Origin of the sequence: Pelistega suis (assembly GCF_013133795.1) — a bacterium.
In the GTDB taxonomy this organism is placed as follows: domain Bacteria; phylum Pseudomonadota; class Gammaproteobacteria; order Burkholderiales; family Burkholderiaceae_B; genus Taylorella; species Taylorella suis.
In genome coordinates this window covers 114,242-140,994 of record NZ_JABGBN010000004.1, presented here as the reverse complement: position 1 = coordinate 140,994, position 26,753 = coordinate 114,242, and the positions used below count along the sequence as shown (strand labels likewise).

Annotated in this window: 28 protein-coding genes; 22 read left to right on the top strand and 6 right to left on the bottom strand. The window is 43.0% G+C overall.

Features of this window, described 5'->3' with window-relative positions; genetic code table 11:
• Positions 1-231 precede the first annotated feature (231 nt).
• On the top strand, positions 232-558 hold the full coding sequence (locus HKX39_RS06880) for a hypothetical protein (RefSeq protein WP_171680585.1): 327 nt from the start codon (positions 232-234) through the stop codon (positions 556-558).
• Positions 559-653: 95 nt separating this feature from the next.
• On the opposite strand, the gene HKX39_RS06875 is transcribed toward HKX39_RS06880, so the two are convergent.
• A complete protein-coding gene (locus tag HKX39_RS06875; protein WP_171680584.1) occupies positions 654-3,431 on the bottom strand; it encodes an Rne/Rng family ribonuclease in 2,778 nt (925 codons plus the stop codon).
• Positions 3,432-4,125: 694 nt separating this feature from the next.
• Here HKX39_RS06875 and HKX39_RS06870 point away from each other — a divergent pair.
• From HKX39_RS06870 to HKX39_RS06855, 4 genes are read left to right on the top strand one after another with little or no spacing between them, the layout of a single operon-like run.
• Entirely contained in the window at positions 4,126-5,100 is a 975-nt protein-coding gene (locus tag HKX39_RS06870) for an RluA family pseudouridine synthase (RefSeq protein ID WP_425500273.1), read from the top strand.
• A 25-nt stretch (positions 5,101-5,125) separates the two neighbouring features.
• On the top strand, positions 5,126-5,776 hold the full coding sequence (locus HKX39_RS06865; protein WP_171680583.1) for an HAD-IA family hydrolase: 651 nt from the start codon (positions 5,126-5,128) through the stop codon (positions 5,774-5,776).
• A 58-nt stretch (positions 5,777-5,834) separates the two neighbouring features.
• Complete coding sequence (locus HKX39_RS06860; protein ID WP_171680582.1) at positions 5,835-6,536, top strand: protein-methionine-sulfoxide reductase heme-binding subunit MsrQ; 702 nt, start codon at positions 5,835-5,837, stop codon at positions 6,534-6,536.
• Between the two features lie 57 nt (positions 6,537-6,593).
• Positions 6,594-7,400, top strand: coding sequence for an N-acetylmuramoyl-L-alanine amidase (locus HKX39_RS06855; protein WP_171680581.1), 807 nt, complete (start codon positions 6,594-6,596; stop codon positions 7,398-7,400).
• Here the strand turns inward: HKX39_RS06855 and HKX39_RS06850 are convergent.
• The 4 genes from HKX39_RS06850 to HKX39_RS06835 form a co-directional block, all read right to left on the bottom strand.
• The gene (locus HKX39_RS06850; protein ID WP_171680580.1) at positions 7,389-7,886 is read right to left on the bottom strand and encodes a GNAT family N-acetyltransferase; all 498 of its coding nucleotides are present in this window, start codon (positions 7,884-7,886) and stop codon (positions 7,389-7,391) included. The genes HKX39_RS06855 and HKX39_RS06850 overlap by 12 nt on opposite strands.
• Positions 7,873-8,142, bottom strand: a complete 270-nt coding sequence (locus HKX39_RS06845) for a type II toxin-antitoxin system TacA family antitoxin (RefSeq protein WP_171680579.1) — start codon at positions 8,140-8,142, stop codon at positions 7,873-7,875. The genes HKX39_RS06850 and HKX39_RS06845 overlap by 14 nt, the downstream gene beginning before the upstream one ends.
• A gap of 84 nt (positions 8,143-8,226) precedes the next feature.
• Positions 8,227-8,934: an SAM-dependent methyltransferase gene (locus HKX39_RS06840; protein ID WP_171680578.1), complete on the bottom strand. Its 708-nt coding sequence runs from the start codon at positions 8,932-8,934 to the stop codon at positions 8,227-8,229.
• On the bottom strand, positions 8,931-9,533 hold the full coding sequence (locus HKX39_RS06835; protein ID WP_171680577.1) for a Maf family nucleotide pyrophosphatase: 603 nt from the start codon (positions 9,531-9,533) through the stop codon (positions 8,931-8,933). The genes HKX39_RS06840 and HKX39_RS06835 overlap by 4 nt, the downstream gene beginning before the upstream one ends.
• Positions 9,534-9,652: 119 nt before the next feature.
• On the opposite strand from HKX39_RS06835, the gene HKX39_RS06830 reads away from it, so the two are divergent.
• The 15 genes from HKX39_RS06830 to recO all read left to right on the top strand — a co-directional run bounded on the left by HKX39_RS06830 (position 9,653) and on the right by recO (position 23,214).
• Positions 9,653-10,162 carry a YceD family protein gene (locus HKX39_RS06830; protein WP_171680576.1) on the top strand — a complete coding sequence of 170 codons (510 nt, stop codon included), beginning with the start codon at positions 9,653-9,655 and terminating at the stop codon, positions 10,160-10,162.
• A 50-nt stretch (positions 10,163-10,212) separates the two neighbouring features.
• Entirely contained in the window at positions 10,213-10,395 is a 183-nt protein-coding gene (gene rpmF, locus HKX39_RS06825) for a 50S ribosomal protein L32 (protein WP_023949147.1), read from the top strand.
• 42 nt (positions 10,396-10,437) lie between these two features.
• Entirely contained in the window at positions 10,438-11,508 is a 1,071-nt protein-coding gene (plsX, locus tag HKX39_RS06820; RefSeq protein ID WP_171680575.1) for a phosphate acyltransferase PlsX, read from the top strand.
• A gap of 27 nt (positions 11,509-11,535) precedes the next feature.
• On the top strand, positions 11,536-12,510 hold the full coding sequence (locus HKX39_RS06815) for a beta-ketoacyl-ACP synthase III (protein ID WP_171680574.1): 975 nt from the start codon (positions 11,536-11,538) through the stop codon (positions 12,508-12,510).
• Between the two features lie 15 nt (positions 12,511-12,525).
• On the top strand, positions 12,526-13,458 hold the full coding sequence (gene fabD / locus HKX39_RS06810; RefSeq protein WP_171680573.1) for an ACP S-malonyltransferase: 933 nt from the start codon (positions 12,526-12,528) through the stop codon (positions 13,456-13,458).
• A 10-nt stretch (positions 13,459-13,468) separates the two neighbouring features.
• Positions 13,469-14,209 (top strand): 3-oxoacyl-ACP reductase FabG, encoded by a 741-nt coding sequence (gene fabG / locus HKX39_RS06805; protein ID WP_171680572.1) that lies wholly within the window; start codon positions 13,469-13,471, stop codon positions 14,207-14,209.
• Positions 14,210-14,495: 286 nt separating this feature from the next.
• A complete protein-coding gene (gene acpP, locus HKX39_RS06800; RefSeq protein WP_171680571.1) occupies positions 14,496-14,732 on the top strand; it encodes an acyl carrier protein in 237 nt (78 codons plus the stop codon).
• 189 nt (positions 14,733-14,921) lie between these two features.
• Positions 14,922-16,151: a beta-ketoacyl-ACP synthase II gene (gene fabF, locus HKX39_RS06795; RefSeq protein ID WP_171680570.1), complete on the top strand. Its 1,230-nt coding sequence runs from the start codon at positions 14,922-14,924 to the stop codon at positions 16,149-16,151.
• Positions 16,152-16,161: 10 nt separating this feature from the next.
• Positions 16,162-16,566 (top strand): hypothetical protein, encoded by a 405-nt coding sequence (locus tag HKX39_RS06790; protein ID WP_171680569.1) that lies wholly within the window; start codon positions 16,162-16,164, stop codon positions 16,564-16,566.
• Positions 16,567-16,692: 126 nt separating this feature from the next.
• Positions 16,693-18,243: a Do family serine endopeptidase gene (locus tag HKX39_RS06785; protein WP_171680568.1), complete on the top strand. Its 1,551-nt coding sequence runs from the start codon at positions 16,693-16,695 to the stop codon at positions 18,241-18,243.
• Positions 18,244-18,351: 108 nt separating this feature from the next.
• Complete coding sequence (gene lepA / locus HKX39_RS06780) at positions 18,352-20,145, top strand: translation elongation factor 4 (RefSeq protein ID WP_171680567.1); 1,794 nt, start codon at positions 18,352-18,354, stop codon at positions 20,143-20,145.
• 10 nt (positions 20,146-20,155) lie between these two features.
• Positions 20,156-20,992 carry a signal peptidase I gene (lepB, locus tag HKX39_RS06775; protein WP_171680566.1) on the top strand — a complete coding sequence of 279 codons (837 nt, stop codon included), beginning with the start codon at positions 20,156-20,158 and terminating at the stop codon, positions 20,990-20,992.
• On the top strand, positions 20,992-21,750 hold the full coding sequence (gene rnc, locus HKX39_RS06770; RefSeq protein ID WP_171680565.1) for a ribonuclease III: 759 nt from the start codon (positions 20,992-20,994) through the stop codon (positions 21,748-21,750). Before lepB ends, rnc begins: the two co-directional genes overlap by 1 nt.
• On the top strand, positions 21,750-22,643 hold the full coding sequence (gene era, locus HKX39_RS06765) for a GTPase Era (RefSeq protein ID WP_171680564.1): 894 nt from the start codon (positions 21,750-21,752) through the stop codon (positions 22,641-22,643). Before rnc ends, era begins: the two co-directional genes overlap by 1 nt.
• Positions 22,636-23,214 carry a DNA repair protein RecO gene (gene recO, locus HKX39_RS06760; protein WP_171680563.1) on the top strand — a complete coding sequence of 193 codons (579 nt, stop codon included), beginning with the start codon at positions 22,636-22,638 and terminating at the stop codon, positions 23,212-23,214. Before era ends, recO begins: the two co-directional genes overlap by 8 nt.
• A 38-nt stretch (positions 23,215-23,252) precedes the next feature.
• Here the strand turns inward: recO and HKX39_RS06755 are convergent, their stop codons facing one another.
• A complete protein-coding gene (locus HKX39_RS06755) occupies positions 23,253-23,786 on the bottom strand; it encodes a DUF1543 domain-containing protein (RefSeq protein WP_171680562.1) in 534 nt (177 codons plus the stop codon).
• A 119-nt stretch (positions 23,787-23,905) separates the two neighbouring features.
• On the opposite strand from HKX39_RS06755, the gene HKX39_RS06750 reads away from it, so the two are divergent.
• A complete protein-coding gene (locus HKX39_RS06750) occupies positions 23,906-25,510 on the top strand; it encodes a mucoidy inhibitor MuiA family protein (protein ID WP_171680561.1) in 1,605 nt (534 codons plus the stop codon).
• Positions 25,511-25,616: 106 nt separating this feature from the next.
• On the top strand, positions 25,617-26,738 hold the full coding sequence (locus HKX39_RS06745) for an ABC transporter substrate-binding protein (protein WP_246226089.1): 1,122 nt from the start codon (positions 25,617-25,619) through the stop codon (positions 26,736-26,738).
• The last annotated feature ends 15 nt before the right edge of the window (positions 26,739-26,753 follow it).

Here is a 26,753-nt window from a genome sequence, read left to right as displayed (position 1 = left end):
CGTCGTGTGGAAATCAAAGCAAGTGGTGGAACAGCGACTAACTCTACAGATGCTGGTTTAGAAGGTCCATCAGCATTGTATGACAAAAACTACCCATATCCGCCAAAACGCTAATTAGAGGTCGTTTTTTAAGCATAAAAGGCACGCTTCTTTGTGAGGCGTGCTTTTTGATTTTTAGTTTTATGTATTGAAGATGGCTTTATCTGGATTATTCACTGGGAATATATCGTTTTGAGTGATGGTGCTATCTCTCAAACGACTGTTGCAAGTGCTGATGCAGAAGTGGGTATAGCAACCGTAACTAATGGTGCGCGTAGTATCGCCATTGGTCAGAATGTGACTGTTTCAAATGTACGTTCTGCGGTGGCAATCGGTACCGATGTACAAGCAATTCGATTTAGCGATGGTCACCAGAAAGGAGTAACCGTTATTGGTGAAAAAGCCATCATTCGTAACGTATCAATTGGTACGACTGTCGGTGGTGTTGTTAATGCACTCGATAAAGACCTAAGTGCGGGTGTAGCAGGTGCAATGGTGGGTTTTGTGTTGTTGGGATAATACTCATGAAGATATTTATTGGGTTTTTATTGATTAAACAAAAATCCCTCGGGGATACCGAGGGATAGGAAGTATTGCTACTAAAGCGGAGAGAATTATTTTTTGGTTTCGACCAAGACTAATGCTTCTTCCACAATAGCGACTACAGGTTTCCGTGGACGACCGAGTTTAACAACAGGGACAGGGATATGCTGCACTAATTCAGGGTTGGTTTCTACCCATTGCATACCGGCTTGATTGACCACTTGAGTTAAGGTTGCTTTATCTACTACTGGTGTTGTAGCTACAACAGGAGCTTCGGTGATAACTGGCGTTTCAGTCATAATAGGAGCCTCGGTTACGACAGGAGTTTCAAGCACAACAGGGGCAGGGGCTTCGGTTGTCTCAATGGAAATTGTTGTATCAGCAGTTACTGGAACAGCAATCACAGGCTCTGCCACGGCAGGTGCTTCTACTTCTTGCGCAATCACAGGCACAGGTTCTGTCACTTGTTCTGAGACGACAACAGGTGCAACAGTATTTGTTGTTTCTGTCGGTGTCGCTTGACGTGTTGCTTCTTGCTCAAGTAAAACTTCATTCGGAATAAACGCTAATGTTTCTGGCGTTGAGCGAGGTGTATTCTCGTCACCTTGGCGACGAGTGCGGCGATTGCGACGACGGCGACGACGATTTTCGCCAGACTCAGACGCTTCTTCAGCACCTGCATCTAAATCCGTATCGTTATCCTGAACGATTGTTTCAATATCCTCTTCGGCAATCTCTGTCACCGCTTGTTCTGCTGGTTTTTCGACTGGTTTGGTACGTTTAGGGATATTGGGCACGCTAGGACGTGTAGTGGTATCCTCGCTTATCACCGCAGTCGCACTTGTTGTCTCAGTAGCGATAAGCGTGCTAAGCTCAGTTGTGCTGACAGCGGTCTCTTCGCTAGAGCGCTGACGACGGTTTTTGCGAGATTGACGTTGCTCTGCAGGTTCTTTTACCGTTTCTTTTTGGCTTGATTTAGCTTCGTCTTGACGCTTGCTTGCTTTGCGTGGACCTGTCTTTTCTTCGTTTTCAAGACGCTCATTACGCTCATTGCGACGACGGTTGCGTTGTTTTTCCTGACGTTTTGATTTAGATCCTTTTTGCTCAGACTTTTCTTTCTCAGGCGCTATCTCTGGCGTAGGCTCATAAGGTTTACGAGTAAACCAAGATTTTACGCGCTGGAAGAAACTTATGGTTGGCTCAGGCTCTTTAGCGACAGGAGCAGGTGTCGGTGCAGGTGTCTCGCGATTGATACCTTTAACGATAGCTTCTGGACGTTGTTTTTCTTCGTCTTTTTCTTTTTTGTCTTGCCAAGAAAGTGTGGTATTGCTTGGTTCCTCAATCATTTCTAAGCTGGATTTTTGTTCGTCCATGCGAGGGTCGTCATAGCGAACGCGCTCGATATGATGATGAGGAGTTTCAAGATTTTTGTTAGGAATGAGGTAAACGCGTACTTTCATACGGCTTTCCATCTTCACAATATCGGTACGTTTTTCGTTGAGTAGGTAAGTCGCAACTTCCACAGGAACTTGTGCATAGAGGGCTGCGGTATTTTCTTTCATCGCTTCTTCTTGGAGTAAGCGCAGAATGTTTAATGCGCTCGACTCAACGTCACGAATGACACCCGTACCATTACAACGAGGGCATGTAACGTGTGATCCCTCATTGAGTGATGGACGTAGGCGTTGGCGTGAGAGTTCCATTAAGCCAAAGCGAGAAATCTTACCCATTTGGACACGAGCACGGTCTACATGCAAGGCATCGCGGAGTTTTTGCTCAACGGCACGTTGGTTTTTGCTATCTTCCATATCAATAAAGTCGATAACAATGAGTCCGCCTAGATCACGTAAGCGTAATTGACGTGCGGCTTCTTCGGCGGCCTCTAAGTTGGTACGCATCGCTGTTTCTTCGATGTCGGTACCGCGAGTCGAACGCGCAGAGTTAACGTCAATAGCCACAAGAGCTTCGGTATGGTCAATGACAATTGAACCACCTGACGGTAGCTGTACGGTACGAGAGTACGCGGTTTCGATTTGATGCTCGACTTGGAAGCGAGAGAAAAGGGGAACAGCATTGCGGTAGCGTTTTACTTTGCTGACGTTCTCAGGCATCACGTCTTGCATAAATGCTAGAGCTTGCTCATAAATCGCATCAGTATCAATCAGAATCTCAGTAATATCGGGAGAGAAGTAGTCACGAATAGCACGAATGACTAAGCTGGATTCTTGGTAAATCAATACAGGAGCAGGGTATTGTTGGGCAGCATTGTAGATGGCATTCCACAATTGGAGGAGATACTTCAAGTCCCACTCTAACTCGGGTGCGGTACGACCAATGCCTGCCGTGCGAGCAATCATGCTCATGCCTTCTGGGAGGTCAAGTTGAGCCATCGCTTCGCGTAGTTCTTGGCGCTCTTCACCGTCAATACGACGAGATACGCCGCCACCACGAGGATTATTAGGCATCAGTACAAGGTAGCGTCCTGCCAATGAAATAAAGGTTGTTAAGGCAGCACCTTTATTGCCACGCTCCTCTTTTTCGACTTGGATGATGAGTTCTTGTCCCTCAACTAAAGCGTCTTGGATACGTGCTGTACGCACATCAACGCCTTCTTTGAAATAACTGCGCGCCACTTCTTTGAAAGGTAAAAAACCATGGCGGTCATGACCATAATTGACAAAGCAAGCTTCTAAGCTTGGTTCAATACGGGTAATAACGCCTTTGTAAATGCTCCCTTTGCGTTGTTCGCGGCCGGCTGTCTCAATGTCGATGTCGAGCAATTTTTGCCCATCGACGATAGCAACGCGTAGTTCTTCTTGGTGCGTTGCATTAAATAACATACGTTTCATAATACTAGGTTCTCAATAAAATATTTAATACATTCACCATGAATGTATTAACCCTAGGAGAATGAGGGCGAACCAATAGCAACGTTATGCCAAAACGCACCCGAGCCTTACTAAGGGGCTGGGTGGTCAATCATTTTAAAAAAGTACCCAACGACAAAAGGTGTCGTCAGGTGAACACTATCTTTAAATAAAAACTCAGACCATAGTGACAACTGGTACAACATGTATCTGAGCTTTTTGTAATTAGTTATGCACAAACGTAGGTTCTCGCCAGCGGATATATGTCATTTATGTGGGTAGGTGATTTAAGAAAAGACTACCGCATTCAAAACATAAATAGGCATGCGCAGGCAAACCAACAAGCTCCCAACAGTGACACCTACGCTCTTGGCGGGCAGAGAATCTAGCTACTGCCATCAATGAAATAACAAAAGCGTGCCAATTTATAGCAGGATGGCGGAGGTGAGTCATCAAACGGAGCCTCGCTCTACGTATGCCTGAACTCAACGAGTACGCACATCAAATCTACATCAGAAAAATGCTCTATTGGCCCGTGGGTTAAGCTGTTTTTATCGGGTGCCCCATTATAGCATAAAGGGAGCGTAAAATGCGGTAACAAGAAAAATTAGTTTTGCCCCAGCGAAGACTGGGGGGATTGCGTTAAAATACGGTTTTATATTTTCTTAAGGTCACTGTGAATTCTTCTCATTCTGCTGCTCCCTCTAAAAATGGACTGCAACAAGTTCGTTTGATTCGTGTTGATGCGGGGGCAGATGGTCAACGTATTGATAATTTTTTGGTGCGTCATTGTAAGGGCGTGCCTAAGAGTCATTTGTATAAGGCTATTCGTTCTGGTCAAGTACGTGTCAATAAAGGACGTATTTCTTCGGAGTATCGTTTACAAGACGGTGATGAGGTGCGTATTCCACCGTTGCGCATGGCAGACCCTGAGCGTAAGCCCGCTGTCCCTAAGGCTGAATTCCCAATAGTCTATGAGGATGAGGCGATTTTGGTCGTCAATAAACCTGCTGGTGTTGCGGTACATGGGGGGAGTGGGGTCTCGTTTGGGGTCATTGAGCAGTTGCGTGCGGCACGTCCAGAGTCAAAGTTCCTTGAATTAGCGCATCGCTTAGATAAGGAGACATCGGGCTTATTGATTATTGCTAAAAAACGAAGTGCTTTAGTGGTATTGCACGATATGATGCGCCAATCGGAAGGGCATAAGTATTATTTAGCCTTGGTTGTTGGGGCTTGGCAGGCAAACCGTCAAGAAATTAAGTTGCCTCTGTATAAATACCTCACCCCTGATGGTGAGCGTCGTGTGCGTGTGGACAAAGAGCATGGCAAGTATGCCCATACGATTGTCACAAAAGTAGCACAGTATCAGGGGTATAGTTTAGTAGGTGCTCAGTTAAAGACAGGACGGACTCATCAGATACGGGTGCATTTGGCAGCCAGTGGTTTTCCGATTGTGGGAGATGAGAAATATGGGCGTGATGAGGTGAGAGAGCTGATGGCGAAAAAAGGTTTTAAGCGAATGTTCTTGCATGCCCATCGTTTGAGTTTTAATCATCCCCTCACAGGTGAAAAACTGGTGTTAGAAGCTCCTCTGCCTGCTGAATGTGAGCAACTTTTAAAGAGTTTATCGGCGACAGCAGGTCGTCTGTGATGATTAAGATAAGGTGAATGCACAAATGAAATTTTCTCTGGTGGTGTTTGATTGGGATGGTACGCTAATGGATTCGACGCATTCTATTGTCGTCGCTATCCAAAATACTTGTCGTGACTTAGGCTTGACAGTACCGACGGATCAGCAAGCAAGTTGGGTGATTGGATTGTCGCTCGAAGAGGCTTTTAAACAAGCCGTGCCTGAATTGCCCGTCAGTCGTATGGATGAGTTTGTACAGCGTTATAAATTTCATTATTTGACGCGAGATCCTGATTTGCGACTTTTCCCTGGTAATTCACAAATTTTAGATGAACTTAAAGCGAAAAGCGTACAAATGGCGGTAGCGACAGGAAAAAGTCGGATTGGCTTAAATCGAGCGCTCGCTAATCATCAGTTAGGGCATTATTTCGATACAACGAGAACGGCAGATGAAACACGCAGTAAACCACATCCTCTTATGCTAGAGGAGATTATGGATGAATTGATGGTATTGCCTGAGCATACGGTGATGATTGGTGATACGATACATGATGTGGGCTTAGCAAAAAATGCTGGAGTGACGAGTATTGCGGTGACTTATGGTGCTCATTCTAAGCATGAGTTAGCAACAGCTAAGCCAGATTTTATGGTGGATAATGTGAGTGAGTTGCAGCGTCTATTAGCTATTTATACTTAGGGACGTGGTAGCTCGGTAGTTGTTTTTATGCGCAATAATAGTCATATAGGGGAGTGAAATGAATAATGGTGTATTAATTAAGCGAGTTGTGCTAGCGCTCTCTTTTTTGCCTTTATTGCGTTGGCTTTATCTTTATCATCAAGATGCTTTGGGGCTAGACCCCGCCTTATGGATGATGGAGAGTTCGGGGCAAACAGCATTTGTGATGCTATGTTTGACTTTGGCGATAACGCCTTTACGTCAGTTATTGTCTTTACCCGTGTTGATTTGGTGTCGTCGTCCATTAGGGGTGATGACATTTTTCTACGCTTTTTGTCATTTTGGTATTTGGGCGGGTGCAGAGCGCCATTTTAGTTTTGCTTTGATGGGGCAAGGCATTGTCGAGCGTCCAGCGATTGTATTGGGTGTGATTGCATTGATTTTATTGGCAGTGCTTGCATCGACTTCGAATCAAGGTATGGTACGTAAGCTGGGTCGCCGTTGGCAAAAACTACATCGCCTCGTTTATGGGATTGCGGTGATGGTGTCGGTGCATTTTGTGATGATGCAAAGAGTGGATGAGAGTGCAATGCATGCTTATATTGGTGTAGCGGTGATAACGTTGTTATTGCTGTGGCGTGTGGTCTCTCATCTGAAAAATCAACGTGTGATTGCCGATAAAATGGCGAGTATTCATGGCTCAAGTGAACAGCGTATGGTTAGAGAGGATAGTCATGCCTCCACTAAGATGGTCTCGATTCAGGTCTCTCGAAAAAAATAGTGTGCGGATGTAGGTGTGTACTAGGACATGATAGGGATGGTCAAAAGGCTTCTGATAATGATAAATAAAAAATGGTATAAATACGGGCTAATCGGACTGGTGAGTATGGTATTGAGTGCGTGTGCTTCGTCAGTGGTGGATGAACGTTATCAGGCTAAGGGGCAAGATAGTCGAGTGAAGTATGTGGTCATCCACTATACATGGGAAGATATGCCTAATTCATTACGTATTTTGACTGAGGGTGAGGTGTCAGCACATTATCTGATTAGTGATGATGAACCTGCTAGAGTGCTGCAGTTGGTGGATGAAACGCAACGCGCTTGGCATGCGGGACTTAGTCAGTGGAAAAGTGATGTCAATCTTAATGGGAACTCGATTGGGATTGAAGTGGTCAATCTCGGTTCGCGTCAAAGTGGTCAGGCGGTACCGGCAGAGAGTAGCGGATGGCAGCCTTTTACCCGTTCGCAGATTGAGCGATTAATCGTTTTACTTAAGGATATTCAGGCTCGACATGGTATTCCAGCAGAAAATATCCTCGGCCATAGTGACATTGCTCCTCAGCGGAAGGTGGATCCGGGACCTTTATTTCCATGGCAATGGTTGGCACAAGAAGGTTTGGGGCGGTGGTATGATGAAAATCGTGTGACTGAGTTAATGCAGCAATACCGCCAAACTGGGTTGCCGTCGGTATTGGATGTGCAGAAACAACTGCGTCAGATAGGTTATATGATTGAACTGACAGCTGAGATGGATAAACAGAGTAAGAATGTCTTGCGTGCTTTTCAAATGCATTATCGTCCTAGTCGTTATGATGGTGTCTTGGATTTAGAGACGGCAGCGATTTTGCAGGATTTAAGCCGTTGATGATAATTTGGTGATATTTAAGTACATCCGTAATGAGGTCTCATGGATACGCTTAAAACCAAAACGTTCATAAAAACTGATTAAATCAGGGCTTTTCGCATCGACAACCGCAAAAGAAATTCTGCTCATGGTCGATAATTTGATGATGGTGTTGAGTGCATGAGCCAAGAGATGTTTGGATAGACCCTGTCCTTTGTGGTGTTTATCTACAGCAAGACGCCTAATTAAGCAGCAAGGAATATTAATAAAAGTAGGAAACCCCTTTAAGTTAGGGTTAAAAACCTCTGGCTCGATATGGAGGTTGCTCAAGGAATAAAATCCTAAGACTTTAGAGGGTGTGCTATCGTCAGCCAAGATATACGTCTTGGCTAATCCTTTTTTCGCATATTGCCCAGCATATTGAGCCAAGAAGTTGTTGAGCGAAGGATTGCCACAGTCAAACAATTTTCTATCATGAGAGGGGTCGAGGACTTTAACGGTTAGCAAGTTCTTCCCCTAATGCTAAGAGGTCTTTAAGTTCTTGATTAGCAGGGCTAGGGGATTCGAGTTCTTGCATTAGGCGATTCCAGCTATCTTGGTTAACTTTCCAGACAGTTTCATCTTTAAGCATTTGTAGTGATTTTTCGTACATGGTCGAGAGGATAAAATGACTCACCGAGAGCCCGACCAGTTGGCTGGCTTGTTCGATGAGTGCTTTTGCCTCAGGTGTTGTACGAATACTAATTCTCTCTGTTGCTTGCATAATTAAGCTCTTTTGTGTGTCTAATAGATGTACATTCTAACTCATAAACAACAAAATGGGTAGTGTATTCTGAGGGAGAGTGGTCTACGCCAAAAAGAGAAATAAGGTCGCTTGTTTATCTAAATCAGGAGGGGGTTGCTTTTTCCATTCGGCAATGGTGTGGGTTTTAATCCATTCTTGCTCTGTGGTTAGTGCACGGGCGATACAAAGTCGTGTGCTTGGTTTCAAAGTATCTAATAAGGTTTGAAACATCGCCATATTACGATAAGGGGTCTCAATAAATAATTGAGTCTGCTTAAGTTTGGCGGAGGTATTTTCCCATTGTTGGAGCTGTTTAGCACGCTCTTGGGTTTGTACGGGGGCATAACCATGAAAGGCAAAGCGTTGACCGTCTAAGCCACTTGCCATCACACCTAATAAAATAGATGAGGGACCGATCCAAGGAATAACTTGAATATTTAGTTTGTGTGCTTCATAGACGACAAGTGCACCGGGATCGGCGACAGCAGGGCAGCCTGCCTCAGAGACTAAACCAATATTGCCCTCGCTATCAGGGGCTTTTAGCCATTCACGCATTTCTTGAGGGGTGGTTTTGTTGCTCAGAGTGTGGATGGTGATTTCTTGGATAGGCTTCACTGTGCCGATGAGTTTAAGAAAAGCACGTGCAGTCTTAGCATTTTCAGCAATATAGACATTAATCTTGCTCGCCATTGCTTGCGCTTCTTGAGGTAGCCATTTGTTTGTCGGTGACTCGCCGAGGCTGACGGGAATAAGATGTAATTGAGTCATCACAATGCACTCGCTTGTAGAGTAGGGTTGATACCGAATTCGCGTAACATCTTGGCAAGAGCGATGAGAGGTAGTCCAATAATGGCAGTTGGGTCATCACTCGTCATACGCTCCATGAGTGTAATACCAAGGGCTTCTGCTTTGGCACTGCCTGCAGTGTCAAAAGGTTGTTCGACGGTGAGATAATGGTCGATTTCTGCCGAGCTTAACTCGCGGAAATAACAATGGGTGATGACATTAGTGTGAAGAAGTTTTTCTCCATTAGTTACGGCAAGTGCTGAGTGAAATTGAACGTGTTGTCCACTCAGTTGAGCGAGTTGTTGTTGCGCTTTTACAAAACTACCGGGTTTGCCGATAGGGGAGTCACCGAGGGTGGCAACTTGATCCGAACCAATGACAATCGCCCCCGGGAATTGCCGGCTAATGGCTTGTGCTTTTTCGATAGATAAGCGGATAGCAAGTTCTACAGGGGATTCGCTGGGCTTTGGGCTTTCATCGATATTGGGTGAGTGCGTCGTAAATGGTAGTTGAAAACGTTCTAACATCATTTTTCGATATTTAGAGGATGATGCCAAAATAAGAGAAAATGTAGAATTTTGCATGGCTTGATTTGACCAAATTTAAATAACAGGTTATTATTTCATGTTTTACGGAATTTGTGAATTTCATTATAAATCATCAATTTCCGAAGATTGGCATAGTATAATGCTGAGGAGAATGCATGGATAAGTACGTGGATCTGAGTGATTTAGTGCGTTTATCGCAAGAAATCCAAGGGAGAGTACCTGTAACGGCTTTTTCTCGTCTAGCAGAGGATTTGCCAGAGCAGGTAGAGTTAACTGATGTCGAATGGTCTATCCGAGGTCATCAGAAGCCCTATGGGCCTGCTTTAGTGACATTGCATGTTGTTGCAAATCCTCAACTGACCTGTCAGCGCTGCCTTGATTTGTTTCATTACGCTGTCGATAGCGAGGTTGTTTTAGAAGTGGTTACTTCTGTAAAGGCCTTTAATGCGGATGTGGATGAGTCAGGAGAGATTGATAGTCAGGCCTATGATAAAATTCTCGCTAATAAGCCAGTGGATATATTGGAATTAGTCGAAGACGAACTCATTCTGAGTTTACCTTATATTCCTAAGCACGAAGAGTGTCCGGAATTGGTAGAGTTACCAGAGGATAACTTAGAAAAGAAACCTTCTCCTTTTGCAGTATTAGAGAAGCTTAAATATTAACCTTACATTATCTGTTTCATAGCGATACAGTATTATTTTTTGGAGTCATCATGGCTGTTCAACAAAACAAAAAGACACCATCTAAACGTGGTATGCATCGTTCACACGATTTCTTAACTAACCCACCAACAGCAATCGAGCCTACAACTGGCGAATTGCACTTACGTCACCACATCAGCCCTAACGGCGTATACCGTGGTCGTAAAGTGTTAAAAACGAAAAACGACGAATAATTGTTAAATAAGTTTTACGCTTAATTTAATCATTATCCAATCGTGATACGTATTGCTATTGATTGTATGGGGGGAGACTTTGGTCTCCCTGTTACTATTCCTGCTACTGTTCAAGTTGCTGAGCGACGAGCAGATGTGCATTTTCTTCTCGTAGGCAATCAGCACGAGATTGAGCAGGCTTTACGTTCCGCGAAACCTTCCCGTCTTAATCAGTTCACTATTGTGCATGCCGAAGAGGTGATTACAATGGATGATCCGATTGAGGTCGCTTTGCGTCGTAAACGCAAATCTTCTATGCACGAAGCTCTACATGCTGTCCGTGAGCAGCGTGCGGATGCGTGCGTTTCTGCAGGAAATACGGGTGCTTTAATGGCGGTTGCGCGTTTTATTCTTAAAACGCTTGACGGCATTGATCGTCCAGCGATTGCAACAGCATTACCTAATCAGCTTGGCAAGGGGACGACCGTATTAGACCTAGGTGCTAATGTGGACTGTACGCCCGGGCATTTATTGCAATTTGCTATTATGGGTAGTGCTTTAGCCCAAGCGGTGGACGGTATTGATAACCCTAAAGTAGGCTTATTGAATATCGGTCATGAGGCAATCAAAGGCAATGAGGTCGTTAAAAAGACGACTGAATTATTACAAGCAACTCCACTTAATTTTATTGGCAATGTCGAAGGAGATGATATCTTCAAAGGCACGGCTCATGTGGTTGTTTGTGATGGTTTTGTCGGCAATGTCTTACTAAAATCTGTTGAGGGGCTGGCGAAGATGGTCAGTGGTATGCTCAAACAGAGTTTTTTACGTTCGGTGTATAGTAAGTTGGCGGCGCTGATTGCTAAACCTGTGCTTTCCACATTCCGCGATCAAGTCGATAATCGTCGTTATAATGGGGCAGCTTTATTAGGATTGCGTGGCGTGGTTTTTAAAAGCCATGGCTCAGCAGATGTCTTGGCGTATAGTTATGCAATTGAGCGTGCTTATATGGCTGTGCAGAGTCAGCTTTTACAAAAAACGATTGTCGGTATCGAAGCAATTACACAAAACACTCAAGCTTCTCATTCTAACCCTTCTCAAGAACTCAACAACGATAACAAACCTGCCTTATAATACAGGCGAGTGAATAAGGAGTTACACATGCCATTCTCAAAAATTATTGGTTCGGGTAGTGCTTTACCTTCAAACATTGTTTCAAATGATGTTTTATCTCAGCAATTAGCCGCTAAGGGTATTGAAACTTCTGATGAATGGATTGTATCTCGAACGGGGATTAAGCAACGTTATATTGCAGCAGATGATGTTAAAACAAGTGATTTGGCATTTGAAGCAGCTCAAAAAGCGATTGCTGATTCAGGTATTGATGCGGCGGAGATTGATTTAATTATTTTAGCAACATCGACGCCAGATTATATTTTCCCTAGCACGGCTTGTTTGGTGCAGTCTAAGTTAGGTATTGCGGGTGCTGCAGCGTTTGATGTGCAAGCGGTATGCAGTGGCTTTGTCTATGCTTTGACGACGGCAGATAGTTATATTCGTGCAGGCAATGCTAAATGTGCTTTAGTCATTGGTGCGGAGACATTTTCACGTATCATAGACTGGAATGATCGTGGTACATGCGTATTGTTTGGTGATGGTGCTGGCGCTTTTGTATTAAAGGCATCAGATGAGCCGGGTATTTTAGCTACTCAACTTAATGCAGACGGTAGTTTGCATACTATTTTGCATACGGCTGGTGGTGTACAACATGGTCAAGTGGTGGGTGATCCATTTTTGCGTATGGATGGGCAGGCGGTCTTTAAAACGGCTGTTACCTCGCTAGAAGCTTCAGCATTATCGGTATGTGCTAAAGCAGGCATTGCACCAGAGACAATTGATTGGTTTGTGCCACACCAAGCAAATGTACGTATTATTAACTCATTGGGTCGTAAATTAGGGCTGGATGAGGATAGAATAGTGGTGACAGTAGATAAACACGCCAATACCTCTGCGGCAAGCGTACCTTTAGCATTTGATGCGGCACGCAAGGATGGTCGTATTCAAGCAGGACAAAAAGTTTTGCTCCAAGGTGTAGGCGGTGGCTTTACTTGGGGCTCTGTATTAGTTCAAATTTAAAAAAGCGAGAAAAAGATGAAATTAGCTTTTGTTTTTCCAGGTCAGGGTTCGCAATCAGTGGGTATGCTGGATGCATGGGCAGACAATGCTGTTGTGCAAGATGTCATGAAAAAAGCGAGCTTGGCATTAAATCAAGATTTAAATGCCTTAATTGCAACGGGTCCTGCTGAGCAATTAAACTTGACGACAAATACACAGCCTGTGATGTTGGCAGCTAGTTATGCGATGTATGAAGCGTATCTTGCTGAGGGTGGTGTTAAGCCTGTAGTAGTCGCAGGACATAGTTTAGGTGAGTATACTGCCTTGGCAGCAGCAGGTGTGGTAGGTTTGGAGGATGCTGTACGTTTAGTACGTATCCGTGCGAATGCGATGCAAGAAGCGGTGCCTGTGGGTACAGGCTCAATGGCGGCAGTGCTTGGCTTAGATGATGATGTGGTGAAAAAAGTATGTGCAGAGGCTGCTCAAGGTGAGGTGGTCGAGGCGGTTAATTTTAATGCACCTGCACAAGTCGTGATTGCCGGTAGTAAAGCGGCTGTTGAGCGTGCGTGTGAATTAGCCAAAGCGGCTGGTGCAAAGCGTGCATTGGTATTGCCTGTTTCTGCGCCTTTCCATTCTTCTTTATTGGAGCCAGCTGCAGCGGTATTAGCTGATGCACTAGCGAAACTCACATTTAATACGCCAGCATTCGATGTCATCAATAATGTGGATGTAGCGGTATTGCAAGATCCAGCACAGATTAAAGATGCGCTAGTGCGTCAAGCATGGCATGCCGTGCGTTGGGTGGAAACGATTCAAAAAATGCAAGCAGAGGGTGTGACGCATATTGTGGAATGTGGTCCGGGTAAAGTATTAACAGGTCTTGTTAAACGTATTGCACCAGAAGTTAATGCTTTATCTATTACGGATCCAGCGTCATTAGCCTCTGTTTTAGAAACCTTAAAAAACTAAGGATACAATTATGTCAAAAGAATTAGCAGGTCAAATTGCATTAGTGACTGGTGCAAGCCGTGGTTTAGGTCAAGCGATTGCGCTTGAATTAGCTCAACGTGGTGCGACAGTCGTGGGTACAGCTACATCAGAAGCGGGTGCGCAAGGGATTACTGAGCAATTAGCTGCTTTGGGTGGTCGTGGTGTGGTATTAAACGTGACGGATGCGGCAGCTTGTGATGCTTTGTTAGCAGAATTAGCAGCAGAAGGTGGTCCCCACATTTTAGTCAATAATGCGGGTATTACGCGTGATGGCTTAATTATGCGTATGAAAGATGATGACTGGGGTGCTGTGATTGATACTAATCTCACGGCAGTATTCCGTTTGTGCCGTGGTGTGGTAAAGCCGATGGTCAAAGCACGTGGTGGTCGTATTATTAATGTGACGTCTGTGGTGGGTGAAAGTGGTAATCCAGGTCAAGCGAATTATGCGGCAGCTAAAGCGGGTGTAGCAGGTTTGACACGTGCATTAGCACAAGAAATTGGTAGTCGTGGTATTACGGTTAACTGTGTTGCTCCTGGCTTTATTGATACAGATATGACACGTGCCCTAGGTGAAGAAGCCACACAGGCGCTATTAAGCAAAATCCCAATGGCTCGTTTAGGTCATGTATCGGATATTGCACAAGCCGTGGCTTTCTTGGCGAGTCCAGGGGCAGGTTACATCACAGGTAATACGCTACATGTCAATGGTGGCATGTATATGGCGTAGCAAAGCTATGCGATATACATAAGCTATTGTGTATCTTTATATATTTTTAGCAAATATATATATTTTTGACGAGTTAAACTCCACAGTCGTTTAACTCGCCGAAACAAAAAAATTCATTTTGCTAGAAAATTTGGAAAAATCTGGCAAATTTTTATAAAATGCAAACTAGCAGTTTTGTTTGCAAGGTTTTGGTTAATGCATAGGGCATTGGCTAATTTTTCTTCTTTAAACAGCCTTACTTTTTTAGGGGCTATAACTTAGGGAATAAACCCTATTGGAGATTTACATGGATAGCATCGAACAACGCGTCAAGAAAATCGTCGCAAAACAGTTAGGTGTAAGCGAAGCAGAAATCAAAAACGAGTCTTCATTTCTTGACGACTTAGGTGCAGATTCACTAGATATGGTTGAATTAGTAATGGCTTTCGAAGATGAATTCGAAGCTAGCATCACTGATGAGCAAGCAGAAACAATCACAACAGTTCAAAAAGCGATTGATTTTATCTCTGCTCAAAAAGCGTAATAGGCTCACGCAAGTGGGGTTTAATGGTTTTAATGAGTCTTTTTAGACTCATTAAAATCTACCCCTTAAAAGAGCGTATAGGAAAGATTACTTATTCAGTTATCGTTAATTTGGTGTAATTTTTCCCATGCGTTTTTTTTGAAATTGTTGTTAATTTCAAACGTCATTTGAATAATACAGGAGTCATCTGTGAAAAGACGTGTAGTGATTACAGGTTTAGGTATTGTATCCCCAGTAGGTAATAGTATTGCGACGGCATGGGATAACATTGTAAACGGCCGTTCTGGTATTACGAATATTACTCGTTTTGATGCGAGCCCATTTAACTCACAAATTGCTGGTGAAGTAAAAGGCTTTAATCCTGAGGATTACATTGGAGCTAAAGAAGTTAAGCAAATGGATACTTTTATCCATTATGGTATTGCTGCGGCAATTGATGCTTGGCGTGATTCTGGTCTTGAAGTCAGTGAGACGAATGCTCATCGTATAGGGGCGATTGTAAGCTCTGGGATTGGTGGTCTAAAACGTATCGAAGAAACACAAACTGACTATCTTGAGAAAGGTGCTCGTCGTATTTCTCCTTTCTTTGTACCTGCCTCATTAATTAATTTGATTTCGGGTCACTTAACGATTATGTTAGGCCTAAAAGGACCTAGCTATGCTGTAGTATCTGCGTGTACGACAGGTTTACATTCTATCGGTGATGCTGCTCGTTTAATTGAGTATGGCGATGCTGATGTAATGATTGCAGGTGGTGCTGAGGCGACAGTTTCTCCTTTGGGTATTGGCGGTTTTGCGGCGATGCGTGCTTTATCTACACGTAATGATGATCCTGCGACAGCATCTCGTCCTTGGGATAAAGATCGTGATGGTTTTGTATTGGGCGAGGGTGCAGGTGTATTAGTCCTCGAAGAGTACGAACATGCGGTTAAGCGTGGCGCTAAGATTTATGGTGAGTTTGTCGGCTATGGTATGAGTTCAGATGCGCATCATATTACTGCCCCAGATCGTGAAGGTCCTTGTCGTGGTATCCAGAATGCTTTACGTAATGCAGGTATTAATGCTGACCAAATTAACTATGTAAATGCCCATGGTACATCGACACCATTAGGTGATAAGAACGAAACAGAGGCACTGAAATTAGCGTTGGGTGATCATGCTTATAAAGCTGTTATCAACTCAACTAAGTCAATGACAGGTCACTTATTGGGGGCTGCAGGTGGTATTGAAGCTGTGTTTACGACATTAGCTGTGCATCATCAAATTTCTCCGCCAACTATCAATATCTTTAATCAAGACCCCGAGTGTGATTTAGATTATTGTGCAAATGCGGCGCGTGATTTAAAAATTGATTATGCTTTATCGAATTCGTTCGGTTTTGGTGGTACTAACGGTTCGATGATTGTGAAGAAACTCTAAGGAGTTTATCGTGTACGCCCCATTGCAGCAGGCTTGGACAAGAGAAATTGAGTTGCCGGCTTTCCAAATGGAGCGTTACTTTAAGGCCCTAATGGTATTTTTGGCATGCTTCAGCGTATTGGGCTGGACATATGCCTTGATTGCTTTAGGGCTTTTTTGCGCTTATCAACATAGCATACCTCTTGCTAAGTCCTCTTCAATGACGTTTTCTCCTGAGGGGGTAAATTATGCGATCATCGATAAGCAACAGCGAGAGCAGTGGCATATGGAATACCCCTTGTCTGTGGCATTGGGATGGTGTTACCTTTCATTGAGACTACCACATAAAACGCTGACGATTTGGCGATGGCAAGTAAGTGATGGTGATTGGCGCTGTTTGCGAACCTTAGCGAAACAGGTTTGGCAACAGCAATGATTTCCAGTTATTACAAGACGCTTGAAAAAAACGGCACTCACTATAAACTAAGTAAAAAGCAAATATTACTTGCTAGCTCATAAGGTATTTTAGTACTTTAGTACATGATGAAAAAAGGATAAAAATATGCAGATTTCACAGAAATTATCAACATTAGCATTGGCTTTATTGTTGGGATTTTCTTCAACAAGTATGGCAATGGGGGAAAATGTTCAATCGCCAAGTACATCAAATACAGCTCCCGCATTATTAGCGGCGCCAAGCACGACCAATAATGTTTCTCATCAGTTTGGTTTGCCAGACTTTACCCCAATTGTTGAGGCAACTGAAAATGGCGTGGTCAATATCCGTACCGAAGCGCCAGTACGGTCACGTGCTCGAGGAGGTGATTTTGGTGGTTTTGGTTCAGGCAATCCAGAGGATTTTTTCCGCTTTTTCTTTGGACCTGATTTTATGGGTCCAGACGCTCGACCTCGTCAATATCAACCTAATCGTCGTCAAACGCCTCGTTCAGATGAACAGCGAGAAGAACGTACCGTACCAAGTGGCGTAGGTTCTGGTTTTATTATTTCTGAAGATGGCTATATTATCACTAATGAACATGTCGTTGATGGTGCGAGTAAAGTCATTGTCACCTTAAACGATAGCAAAGAATATACGGCTAAGGTGATTGGTGTGGACAAGCGTACAGACTTAGCTTTATTAAAGATTGAAGCTAAAGGTCTTAAAGCCTTAGAAATAGGAAATTCTGAAACGCTGAAAAAGGGTCAATGGGTGTTGGCTATTGGTTCGCCCTATGGTCTTGAATCAACGGTTACTTCTGGTATTGTAAGTGCGATTAATCGAGATACGGGTGATTATTTACCATTTGTTCAAACGGACGTGGCGATTAATCCAGGTAACTCTGGTGGTCCTTTGATTGATTTAAGTGGTAAAGTAGTCGGTGTGAATAGTCAAATTTATACACGTAGTGGTGGCTTTATGGGGATTTCTTTCTCAATTCCTATTAGTGAAGCGATGAAAGTTGTTGAGCAACTAAAGGAAAATGGTACGGTTGAGCGAGGTCGTATTGGTGTGACTATTGGAGAAGTTCAGAAAGATATTGCTGATGCGCTAGGTCTTAAAGATACAAAAGGTGCTTTAGTAAGCAATGTTGAGCCTCATAGTCCAGCAGAGAAAGCGGGAGTGAAATCGGGTGATGTTGTGCTTAGTTTTGATGGTAAGTCAGTTGCTAAGTGGAATGATTTACCTCGTTTTGTTGGCTTAACTAAACCAGGTACAACGGTAGATATAGAGGTATGGCGTCGTGGTAAAGCAGAAAAACTTAGTATTACTTTAGAGAGTACTGAATTAGGTAAGACGACGGCAAAAAACTCTAAATCAGCTAATGCACCGACAGCCACTGATCGTTTAGGTTTGTCTGTAAAAGCATTATCGAAAGAAACACAAGATAAATTGCGTGCACCTAATGGTGTAGAAATCGTGACAGCAGACGGTGGTGCTGCGGATGTGGGATTGCGCTCGGGTGATGTCGTGATGGTAATTAATGATAACGATATACGTTCAGTTGCTGAGTATCAAGCAGTAGTGGATAAACTTCCTAAAGATCGAGCGGCGGCGCTTTTAATCCGTCGTGAAAATTTAACACAGTGGGTCGCTGTAACACCCACAAAATAAGTTACAATACAACATATTACTTAGATTTATAGGCTGATGGTTGAGAGTGCTTTTTAAGTGCTCCCACTATCAGCCTATGAGCGTTTAAACTTATTTGATAAATTTTCAATGCAACACATTCGTAACTTCTCTATTATTGCGCATATTGACCATGGTAAATCGACTTTGGCAGATCGCTTGATTCAACGTACTGGCGGCTTGGCAGACCGTGAGATGTCTGCACAGGTTCTTGACTCTATGGATATTGAGCGTGAGCGCGGTATTACGATTAAAGCGCAAACAGCAGCTCTGCAATATAAAGCCAAAGACGGTAAGGTCTATAACTTAAATATCATTGATACGCCCGGACATGTGGATTTCTCCTATGAAGTAAGTCGTTCTTTATCGGCATGTGAGGGAGCATTATTAGTGGTAGATGCTAGCCAAGGTGTAGAAGCGCAGACGGTCGCTAACTGCTATACAGCGATTGACTTAGGTGTTGAGGTAATTCCTGTTTTAAACAAGATGGATTTACCGTCAGCAGAGCCAGACAATGCGCGTGCAGAGATTGAGGATGTGATTGGTATCGATGCCTCTGATGCGGTATTAGCGAGTGCTAAGACAGGTATGGGCATTGATGAGATTTTAGAGGATATTGTTAAAAAGGTTCCGCCCCCTAAGGGAGATCCTGAAGCACCGCTACAAGCCTTAATTATTGACTCATGGTTTGATAATTACGTGGGTGTGGTGATGCTGGTACGTATCGTCAATGGGACGATGAAAACCAAGGATAAGATTAGTTTTATGGCAACAGGGGCTTCGCATTTAGTAGAGCAGTTGGGCGTATTTACTCCAAAATCCTCGCCACGTCAGCAGTTATCGGCAGGTGAAGTAGGATTTGTCATTACCGGTATTAAAGAGCTAGCTCATGCGAAAGTTGGTGATACGATTACGCATGCACAGCACCCTGCAACAGAGCCCTTACCTGGATTTAAAGAGGTCAAGCCACAAGTATTCGCTGGACTGTATCCTGTCGAAAGCAGTGAGTATGATCAGTTACGTGATTCATTAGAAAAATTAAAACTTAATGATGCGGCATTGATGTTTGAGCCTGAGGTTTCACAGGCTTTAGGTTTTGGTTTCCGTTGCGGTTTCTTAGGTTTATTACATATGGAAATCGTTCAAGAACGTCTTGAACGCGAATTCGATATGGATCTCATCACGACAGCACCCTCGGTAGTGTATGAGGTTGAGAAAAATGATGGTGAAGTGGTGATGATTGATAGCCCCTCACGCATGCCTGATGTGGGTACGATTCGTGATATTCGTGAGCCTATGGTGAATGTGACGCTATTCATGCCGCAAGATTATGTCGGTCCAGTGATGACACTATGTAATAATAAGCGTGGTATTCAGAAGAATATGAGCTATCACGGTCGCCAAGTGCATTTGACGTATGAAATTCCTCTAGCGGAAATCGTCTTGGACTTTTTCGATAAATTAAAGTCAGTATCGCGTGGTTATGCGTCGATGGATTACGAATTCTTAGAGTATCGTAGTGCAGATGTGGTACGTGTCGATCTTTTAATTAATGGTGACAAGGTAGACGCGCTATCTATGATTGTTCACCGTTCTGTGGCACGTTATCGCGGACGTGAGGTAGTGAGCAAAATGCGTGGATTAATCCCTCGTCAAATGTATGATGTAGCGGTACAAGCGGCTATTGGTGCAGAAATTATCGCACGCGAAAACGTAAAAGCTTTGCGTAAAAACGTCTTAGCAAAATGTTATGGTGGTGATATTACGCGTAAACGTAAATTACTAGAAAAACAAAAAGCAGGTAAGAAACGTATGAAACAAGTAGGTAGCGTAGAGATTCCTCAGGAGGCATTCTTAGCGATTCTACAAGTAGAAGACAAATAATTTAAAGGATATGACAATGGATTTTGCTTTAATATTTTTTATTTTATTAGTCGTTACTTGGTCAATTAAGTTATTAGACAAGTGGGTATTAAAACCTCGCCGTATTGCAAATTATGGCGCAGAGCATGCTGATGAACATCGTTCAAAAATTGTGGAATATGCGATTAGCTTTTTCCCAGTTATTTTATTTGTATTTGTATTGCGTTCATTTATTGCAGAGCCATTCCGTATTCCTTCGGGGTCGATGTTACCAACGCTACAAAATGGCGATATGATTTTGGTCAATAAATTCTCATATGGTATTCGCTTACCTGTGATTGATCAGAAGATTATTCCTTTAGGCAATCCTCAGCGTGGTGATGTGGTGGTATTTCGTTACCCAGTAGATACTAAGGTGGATTACATTAAGCGTGTTGTTGGTGTGGGTGGTGATACTATCCGTTTTGATGGTAAACGTTTATCAGTAAATGGAGTAGAAGTACCACTTCAAGAACAAGGTCCTTATGTAAAACCAAGCCAACAGCCAGGCTCACCAATGCGTTTTACGGAGACCTTGGACGGTAAAGAGCATGATATTTTATTAATGCCTATGTTGAGCCAGTTACGCCCGATAGTGAATTTCCCAAATATCGGTAACTGTCAATATCTACCAGTATCTGCCGCTGTGACTACAGGTGTGGAGTGTAAGGTTCCTGAAGGTCAGTATTTTGTAATGGGTGATAACCGTGATAATAGCCAAGATAGCCGTTTCTGGGGTTTTGTGCCTGATCGTTATATCGTAGGTAAGGCTTTCTTTATCTGGATGAACTTTGGTGAGTTTGGTCGTATTGGTACATCAATTAAATAATGAAATATAAAAAGTTACAAGAACGTTTATCGTATCAATTTCAAAATGCGGATTTATTAATGCGTGCTTTGACTCATCGTAGTTATAGCACGCAACATAATGAGCGTTTGGAATTTTTGGGAGACTCTATCCTTAACTTTTCCGTTGCTGCTTTGCTATTTAAATTGCTACGTGAGCAAGATGAGGGAGATTTATCGCGTATTCGTGCCAGTTTGGTGAATCAGCAGACCTTAGCCGATCTGGCAAATCAGTTGGATTTACCTGAGGTATTGTTGCTAGGTGAGGGCGAGCTAAAAAGCGGAGGTTTCCGTCGTCCTTCTATTTTGGCGGATGCGATGGAAGCCATTTTTGGTGCTATTTATTTAGATAGTGGTGTTGTCGAACAAGCCCAACAAGTGATTGAGAAATTGTATCTCCCTCTATTGGAGGATGCGGATTTTTCGACCTTGGGTAAAGATGCGAAAACACTTCTTCAAGAACTTTTGCAAGCACGTAAATTAGCATTGCCTCAGTACACGGTTTTAGCCACAACAGGGGCAGCACATGATCAGCAGTTTGAAGTAGAGTGTAGTGTACCTGATTTAAATTTATCAGCCTCTGCGATGGGAGCAAGCCGTCGAGCAGCAGAGCAAAGTGCGGCTAAATTAGTGATTGAGCAGCTCAAGAATCTTGCGCCGACTAAAAAATCCACTCAAAAACTTAAACAACGTGTGGTCACCCAATTAACTTTACCCGTTGCCGTTGAGCAAGAGGTCTAATGAGTACAGAAAACGCTTTTAAAACTGGTTTTATCGCCGTGGTTGGTCGCCCTAATGTGGGTAAATCAACCTTAATCAATGCTTTAATTGGTAGCAAGATTTCTATTGTATCGCGTAAAGCGCAGACAACACGTCATCGTATCCATGGTGTATTAACCCAAGATAATCATCAATATATTTTTGTGGATACCCCAGGTTTCCAGACTCGTCATGGTGGTGCCATGAACCGAATGATGAATCGTGTAGTCACACAGACGCTAGCCGATGTGGATGTGGTGGTGCATGTGGTTGAGGCGGGTAAATGGAGTGAGGGTGATGAGAATGTCGTTCCTCTATTACCGACCTCTAAGAAATGTATTCTCGTCATTAGTAAAGTGGATTTACTCAAAAGCAAAAATGATATTTTTGAGTTTACGACGAAGATTTTATCTAAATTCCCTTATGATGCTATTGTGCCATTGAGTGCTGTTAAGGGAGTGCAATTAGATATTCTTTTAAAAGAAATTGCGGATCGTTTACCTGAGGGTGAGCCGATGTTTGAAGAAGACGCCATGACAGATCGTTCGGTGCGCTTTATTACATCAGAATTAATTCGCGAAAAAATCTTCCGTTTGGTGGGGGATGAGCTTCCTTATGCGAGTACTGTCCAGATTGAAAAATGGGACGAAACGGATGAAGGTGTGCATATCAATGCTTGTGTGGTGGTTGAGCGTGAAAGTCATAAACCTATTTTATTAGGTGCTAAGGGCATGCATATGAAACGTATCGCGACTGAAGCTCGTCAAGATATTCGCGAAATGCTGGATAAACCCGTCTTTTTAGAAATTTATATTAAGGTACGTAAGGGCTGGTCTGAAAAAGAAAGTGCATTACGTGACCTAGGATATGAGTAAACGTCATAAAGTCTCCGAGGCATCTGCTTTTCTCTTGCACGCTAAGGCATGGAGTGAGACCTCTTGCATCGCTACCTTGTTTAGTCGAGATTATGGCTTAGTGGCGGGTATTGCCAAGGGAGCAAAACGTCCATACTCTGTTTTGCGACCGATACTCTCGCATTTTCAACCTTTATCGATTTCTTGGAGTGGACAAGGGGAAGTCAAAACAATTACTTCGGCTGATTTTGAAGGCTTTTTAGCTTTACCGGCTAAAGCAATGATGTCGGCGTGGTATATGAATGAATTGATTTTGCGAAGTTTACCCAAAGAGGATCCCCATAGTATCTTGTTTGATGAATATACCTTTGCTTTAGATAGCCTTTGTTCTGGGATTAATGAACGTAGCGTATTACGGCGTTTTGAGTGGCATCTTCTGAGAGAAGTTGGCTATGGGCTTGAAGAGGGAATGCCCGATTTTCATGATTTAAGTGTTGAGCCTGTGTTACGTCAGCGTTTACGTACACAGATTGAAGAACACCTTTCCCATCGTGAGTTAAATACACGTAAAGTGTTGAGCTCTTTGCGCTAATCTGTGTACGTCAGTTGTTTATGGGTATACTAAAAAAATCATAAACCAATTGGTCGATAGCCTTGCCAAATAGGTTTATCGAGAGAGCCGAGAGGATTTTCTTTGAGATGCACATAATAGCGTTTATTATCTTGCTCACCGTTAAGGGCTAGGGTAGTGAGCACTAGACAATTATCGACATCTTTAAGATTATCTTTGTGTTGTTGTTCATAATTGACTAATAAACGTTGTAATGCTTTTTGTTTGGCTTGTTCTGGTGTACGTGCAACAAATAAGCCATATTCATGTTGTTCGGCAAGGGTATGTGGGAGATAGGCACCCACATAGACAAAGAAAAGCTTTTCTTCTTGTGTGCTTGGTGTCGAGGAGAGAGTCACATCATAACCGTCTGCCCAAGTAATACAGGTATAGCCGTCTAGATGAATTTTATCAGCATCGCCAAACCATGCTTGGCGCAAGGCTGGTAAAGCGTCTTCTACTGTTGAGGCGACAATAAATTGAATATCATGTACTTCGATATTAGAGTGACCTGCATTGCCACCAATATAAAACATAAAGAGTTGAGGAAACATAGAGAAACCTTAAAAAATAATTGATATATTGATTATAGTTAAGTTTTGTTATGTTAGCTTGTCTTGGTGTAAATAAGCTTTGTAAACTTAATGAAGAATTTTATGATGATGAGGATAATATGTATCAACCAAATGTACTAAAACTAGTTGTGTTGAGTGGTATTTTTTGTTCAACCGTTGTACAAGCAGATACGATTATTGTTGATAGTAAAATTAATAAGGTAACGGTCTATCAACAGCAAGGTGTTGTTGAGCGTCAAGCTAAGGTGACGTTAAGTGCCGGTGAGCATATGTTGCGCTTTCCACAATTGTCTAATTTTTTATCTGCGAATAGTGTTCAGTTTATGTCGAAAGGGGCTAAACCCTTGGTTTTATTGGGGGTGGAGGCTAAAAAAGCAGAAGAGGATTTTACTCACGACAGTGATTATCAAGCAGCAGAAAAAGCCTTAAAAGAAGCACAATCCTTAGTCAGAGATGAGGAGGATGCACTACAAATCATTCAACGCCAACTGGATTGGTTAGATAAACTGGAGTCTGGTGTTACCTCTGGCGATAAAGCATTTAGTTTAGAGCATATCCAGCAGTTGCAAGGCTATACACATCAGTCGGTAAATCAGCTGTTTAAAGAGCGTCGCTTGGCGGAAGATCGCTTAGCAAACCATCAAAAGCAGCTTGCTAAAGTACAAAAACGATTTAATGAACTGACAGAAAAAATTGCTCACCGCAATACCGATATATGGCTTAAGGTGCAAGTGCCTCAAGCAGGGGAGTATCAGTTGGGATTAAGCTATACCAATGATAATTTGGTTTGGCAACCGAGCTACCAACTGTACTATGATAGTCAAAAGCAGCAGATTGACTTAAGGACTTATGCACAACTGTATCAGCGAAGCGGCGAGGATTGGAAAGATGTGCAATTAGTTTTTTCTTCAGGTGTGCCGGTGCGTACAGATGCGGCTCCTGAGACGCAACCTTGGATTATTGGTTATTATGAGCCTAGTCACAGGGATCATTTCGCTGCTGCACCTATGGCGATGCAAAAAAATATGGTTACTGAAAAAGGGAGGATGCTAGAGATGGCTGCGGTAGCACCGGAACCTGATATAGAAATAAGTCATGTCGCTGCCTTGTTTGCTTTAAAAGGCAAGGTGAGTATTCCTAGTCAAGCAGAAAAACAAGCGATTTTATTGAGTGAGTCATCACAAGCGGTGAAGAGTGAATATGCCTATTATGCTCAACATCAAGATACCGTATGGGTGACGATTCAAGGCAAAAATAGTGAAAACTATCCTTTGTTGGCAGGTGAATTACAAACCTTTTATGATGGTCGATTCGTGGGGACGGGGCATTTAGAAACCTTATATCCGCAACAGACCTTTACGCAGTTAATGGGACAGGATCAGACCATTACGGTGAAAAAGTCGCCTTTAAAACGTTTTAATGAGACCAGTGGTGTCCTTACTAAATCACAAGTGGTGAAGTTTGAGCAAGATACTGTCTTTAGTAATGCGCGTGGAGAAGCGGTTGAGGTAACTATTCATCATCGTGTTCCTAGCTCAGCACAAAAAGACATCGTGGTATCGGTACAGCAACCTAGTAATATCACATTGGATAATGTAGGGCGTTATGCGCAAAAAATTACGCTACCAGCCAAGCAAGCTGTAACGATTAAGCAAGCATTTAGTGTGGAATATCCTAAAGACAAACCAATCTCTGGTTTGTAACAAAACGTTTTAATTTTAAAATACCCTTGCTTATGGCAAGGGTATCTTTTATACTACAAACAAATGATAATTATTATCATTTGTGTTATTAATTTGTTTGGAATGTATGATGTTTAAGAAATTTGCACTCTCAGCGTCTGCGGCTGTTGTGATGGTTGCTAGCATGCTAGGAAATGCCTATGCAGCCCCTGTCGAAATTACAGACTTAGCCAATCGTAAAGTCACGGTAGATGTCCCTGCTAAGCGCGCAGTCGTGGCGTTCTACTATCAAGATTATCTCGCAGTAGCAGGTTCTGATGTATTGGATAATGTGGTTGGCTTTTCTAAAGCGGTATGGACAGATTGGGCACCAGCCAGTTGGGCGGCATTTAGTAAAGCTTTACCTAAATTAGAAAAATTAGCCGATGTGGGTGAGGTGGAGGTCGGTACTTTCTCAGTAGAAAAGGTATTGTCACTTCGTCCTGATGTACTCGTGCTTGCCAAATGGCAATATGATGCTTTAGGTTCGGATTTAGAGCCTTTAGAAGAGGCTAAGATTCCTGTCGTCGTATTGGACTTTAATGCACAAACTGTGGAGGCGCATGTCAAAACAACACAGATTATTGGTCAATTAACCGGTCAAGAAAAACGTGCGGAGGAATTAGCCTCTGAGTATAAAAAAGTCGCTACCGATATTCAAGAGCGTGTGGCAAAAGCCAATTTACCTAAGCCAAAAGTCTACGCAGAGTTTGGTAACAAAGGTCCTGCAGAGTATAGCGTGAGCTTCGGTAAGAGTATGTGGGGGGCGATGATTACCTTAGTCGGTGGTGATAATATTTCCAAAGAGGCTGTGGAGTATTATGGCCCTGTTAATCCAGAGTTAGTGCTAGCAGCAAAGCCTGATGTGATTGTCATCAGTGGTCGTGAGACAGAGCTGAAGAAAAATCCAGAGGCTTTAGCAATGGGCTTTGGTATTGATAAGGCTGAAGCAGAGAAACGCCTCGCTGGTTTCGCTAAGCGTCCGGGTTGGTCTGAATTACCTGCCTTAAAAAATAATCGTTTATATGGCGCTTATCATGCTAACTCACGTACTTTATCAGATAGTGCATCTATCCAATTTATGGCAAAAGCGATTTATCCTGAGTTATTTGTTGATTTAGATCCCACAGCTACGTATCTTGATTTCTATAAGAAATATTTACCTGTTGTGCCAGAAGGTACTTTCTATTTAGTTCCTGCATCTAAATAATTGTTGAGAGTTTAG

Coding starts and splice junctions, on each gene's coding strand:
- HKX39_RS06875 (WP_171680584.1), bottom strand. CDS start 3,431: ATGAAACGTATGTTATTTAATGCAACGCACCAAGAAGAACTACGCGTT.
- HKX39_RS06865 (WP_171680583.1), top strand. CDS start 5,126: ATGAAATTTTCTCTGGTGGTGTTTGATTGGGATGGTACGCTAATGGAT.
- HKX39_RS06860 (WP_171680582.1), top strand. CDS start 5,835: ATGAATAATGGTGTATTAATTAAGCGAGTTGTGCTAGCGCTCTCTTTT.
- HKX39_RS06855 (WP_171680581.1), top strand. CDS start 6,594: ATGATAAATAAAAAATGGTATAAATACGGGCTAATCGGACTGGTGAGT.
- HKX39_RS06845 (WP_171680579.1), bottom strand. CDS start 8,142: ATGCAAGCAACAGAGAGAATTAGTATTCGTACAACACCTGAGGCAAAA.
- HKX39_RS06835 (WP_171680577.1), bottom strand. CDS start 9,533: ATGCAAAATTCTACATTTTCTCTTATTTTGGCATCATCCTCTAAATAT.
- HKX39_RS06830 (WP_171680576.1), top strand. CDS start 9,653: ATGGATAAGTACGTGGATCTGAGTGATTTAGTGCGTTTATCGCAAGAA.
- rpmF (WP_023949147.1), top strand. CDS start 10,213: ATGGCTGTTCAACAAAACAAAAAGACACCATCTAAACGTGGTATGCAT.
- HKX39_RS06815 (WP_171680574.1), top strand. CDS start 11,536: ATGCCATTCTCAAAAATTATTGGTTCGGGTAGTGCTTTACCTTCAAAC.
- fabD (WP_171680573.1), top strand. CDS start 12,526: ATGAAATTAGCTTTTGTTTTTCCAGGTCAGGGTTCGCAATCAGTGGGT.
- fabG (WP_171680572.1), top strand. CDS start 13,469: ATGTCAAAAGAATTAGCAGGTCAAATTGCATTAGTGACTGGTGCAAGC.
- acpP (WP_171680571.1), top strand. CDS start 14,496: ATGGATAGCATCGAACAACGCGTCAAGAAAATCGTCGCAAAACAGTTA.
- HKX39_RS06785 (WP_171680568.1), top strand. CDS start 16,693: ATGCAGATTTCACAGAAATTATCAACATTAGCATTGGCTTTATTGTTG.
- lepA (WP_171680567.1), top strand. CDS start 18,352: ATGCAACACATTCGTAACTTCTCTATTATTGCGCATATTGACCATGGT.
- lepB (WP_171680566.1), top strand. CDS start 20,156: ATGACAATGGATTTTGCTTTAATATTTTTTATTTTATTAGTCGTTACT.
- rnc (WP_171680565.1), top strand. CDS start 20,992: ATGAAATATAAAAAGTTACAAGAACGTTTATCGTATCAATTTCAAAAT.
- era (WP_171680564.1), top strand. CDS start 21,750: ATGAGTACAGAAAACGCTTTTAAAACTGGTTTTATCGCCGTGGTTGGT.
- recO (WP_171680563.1), top strand. CDS start 22,636: ATGAGTAAACGTCATAAAGTCTCCGAGGCATCTGCTTTTCTCTTGCAC.
- HKX39_RS06755 (WP_171680562.1), bottom strand. CDS start 23,786: ATGTTTCCTCAACTCTTTATGTTTTATATTGGTGGCAATGCAGGTCAC.
- HKX39_RS06750 (WP_171680561.1), top strand. CDS start 23,906: ATGTATCAACCAAATGTACTAAAACTAGTTGTGTTGAGTGGTATTTTT.
- HKX39_RS06745 (WP_246226089.1), top strand. CDS start 25,617: ATGATGTTTAAGAAATTTGCACTCTCAGCGTCTGCGGCTGTTGTGATG.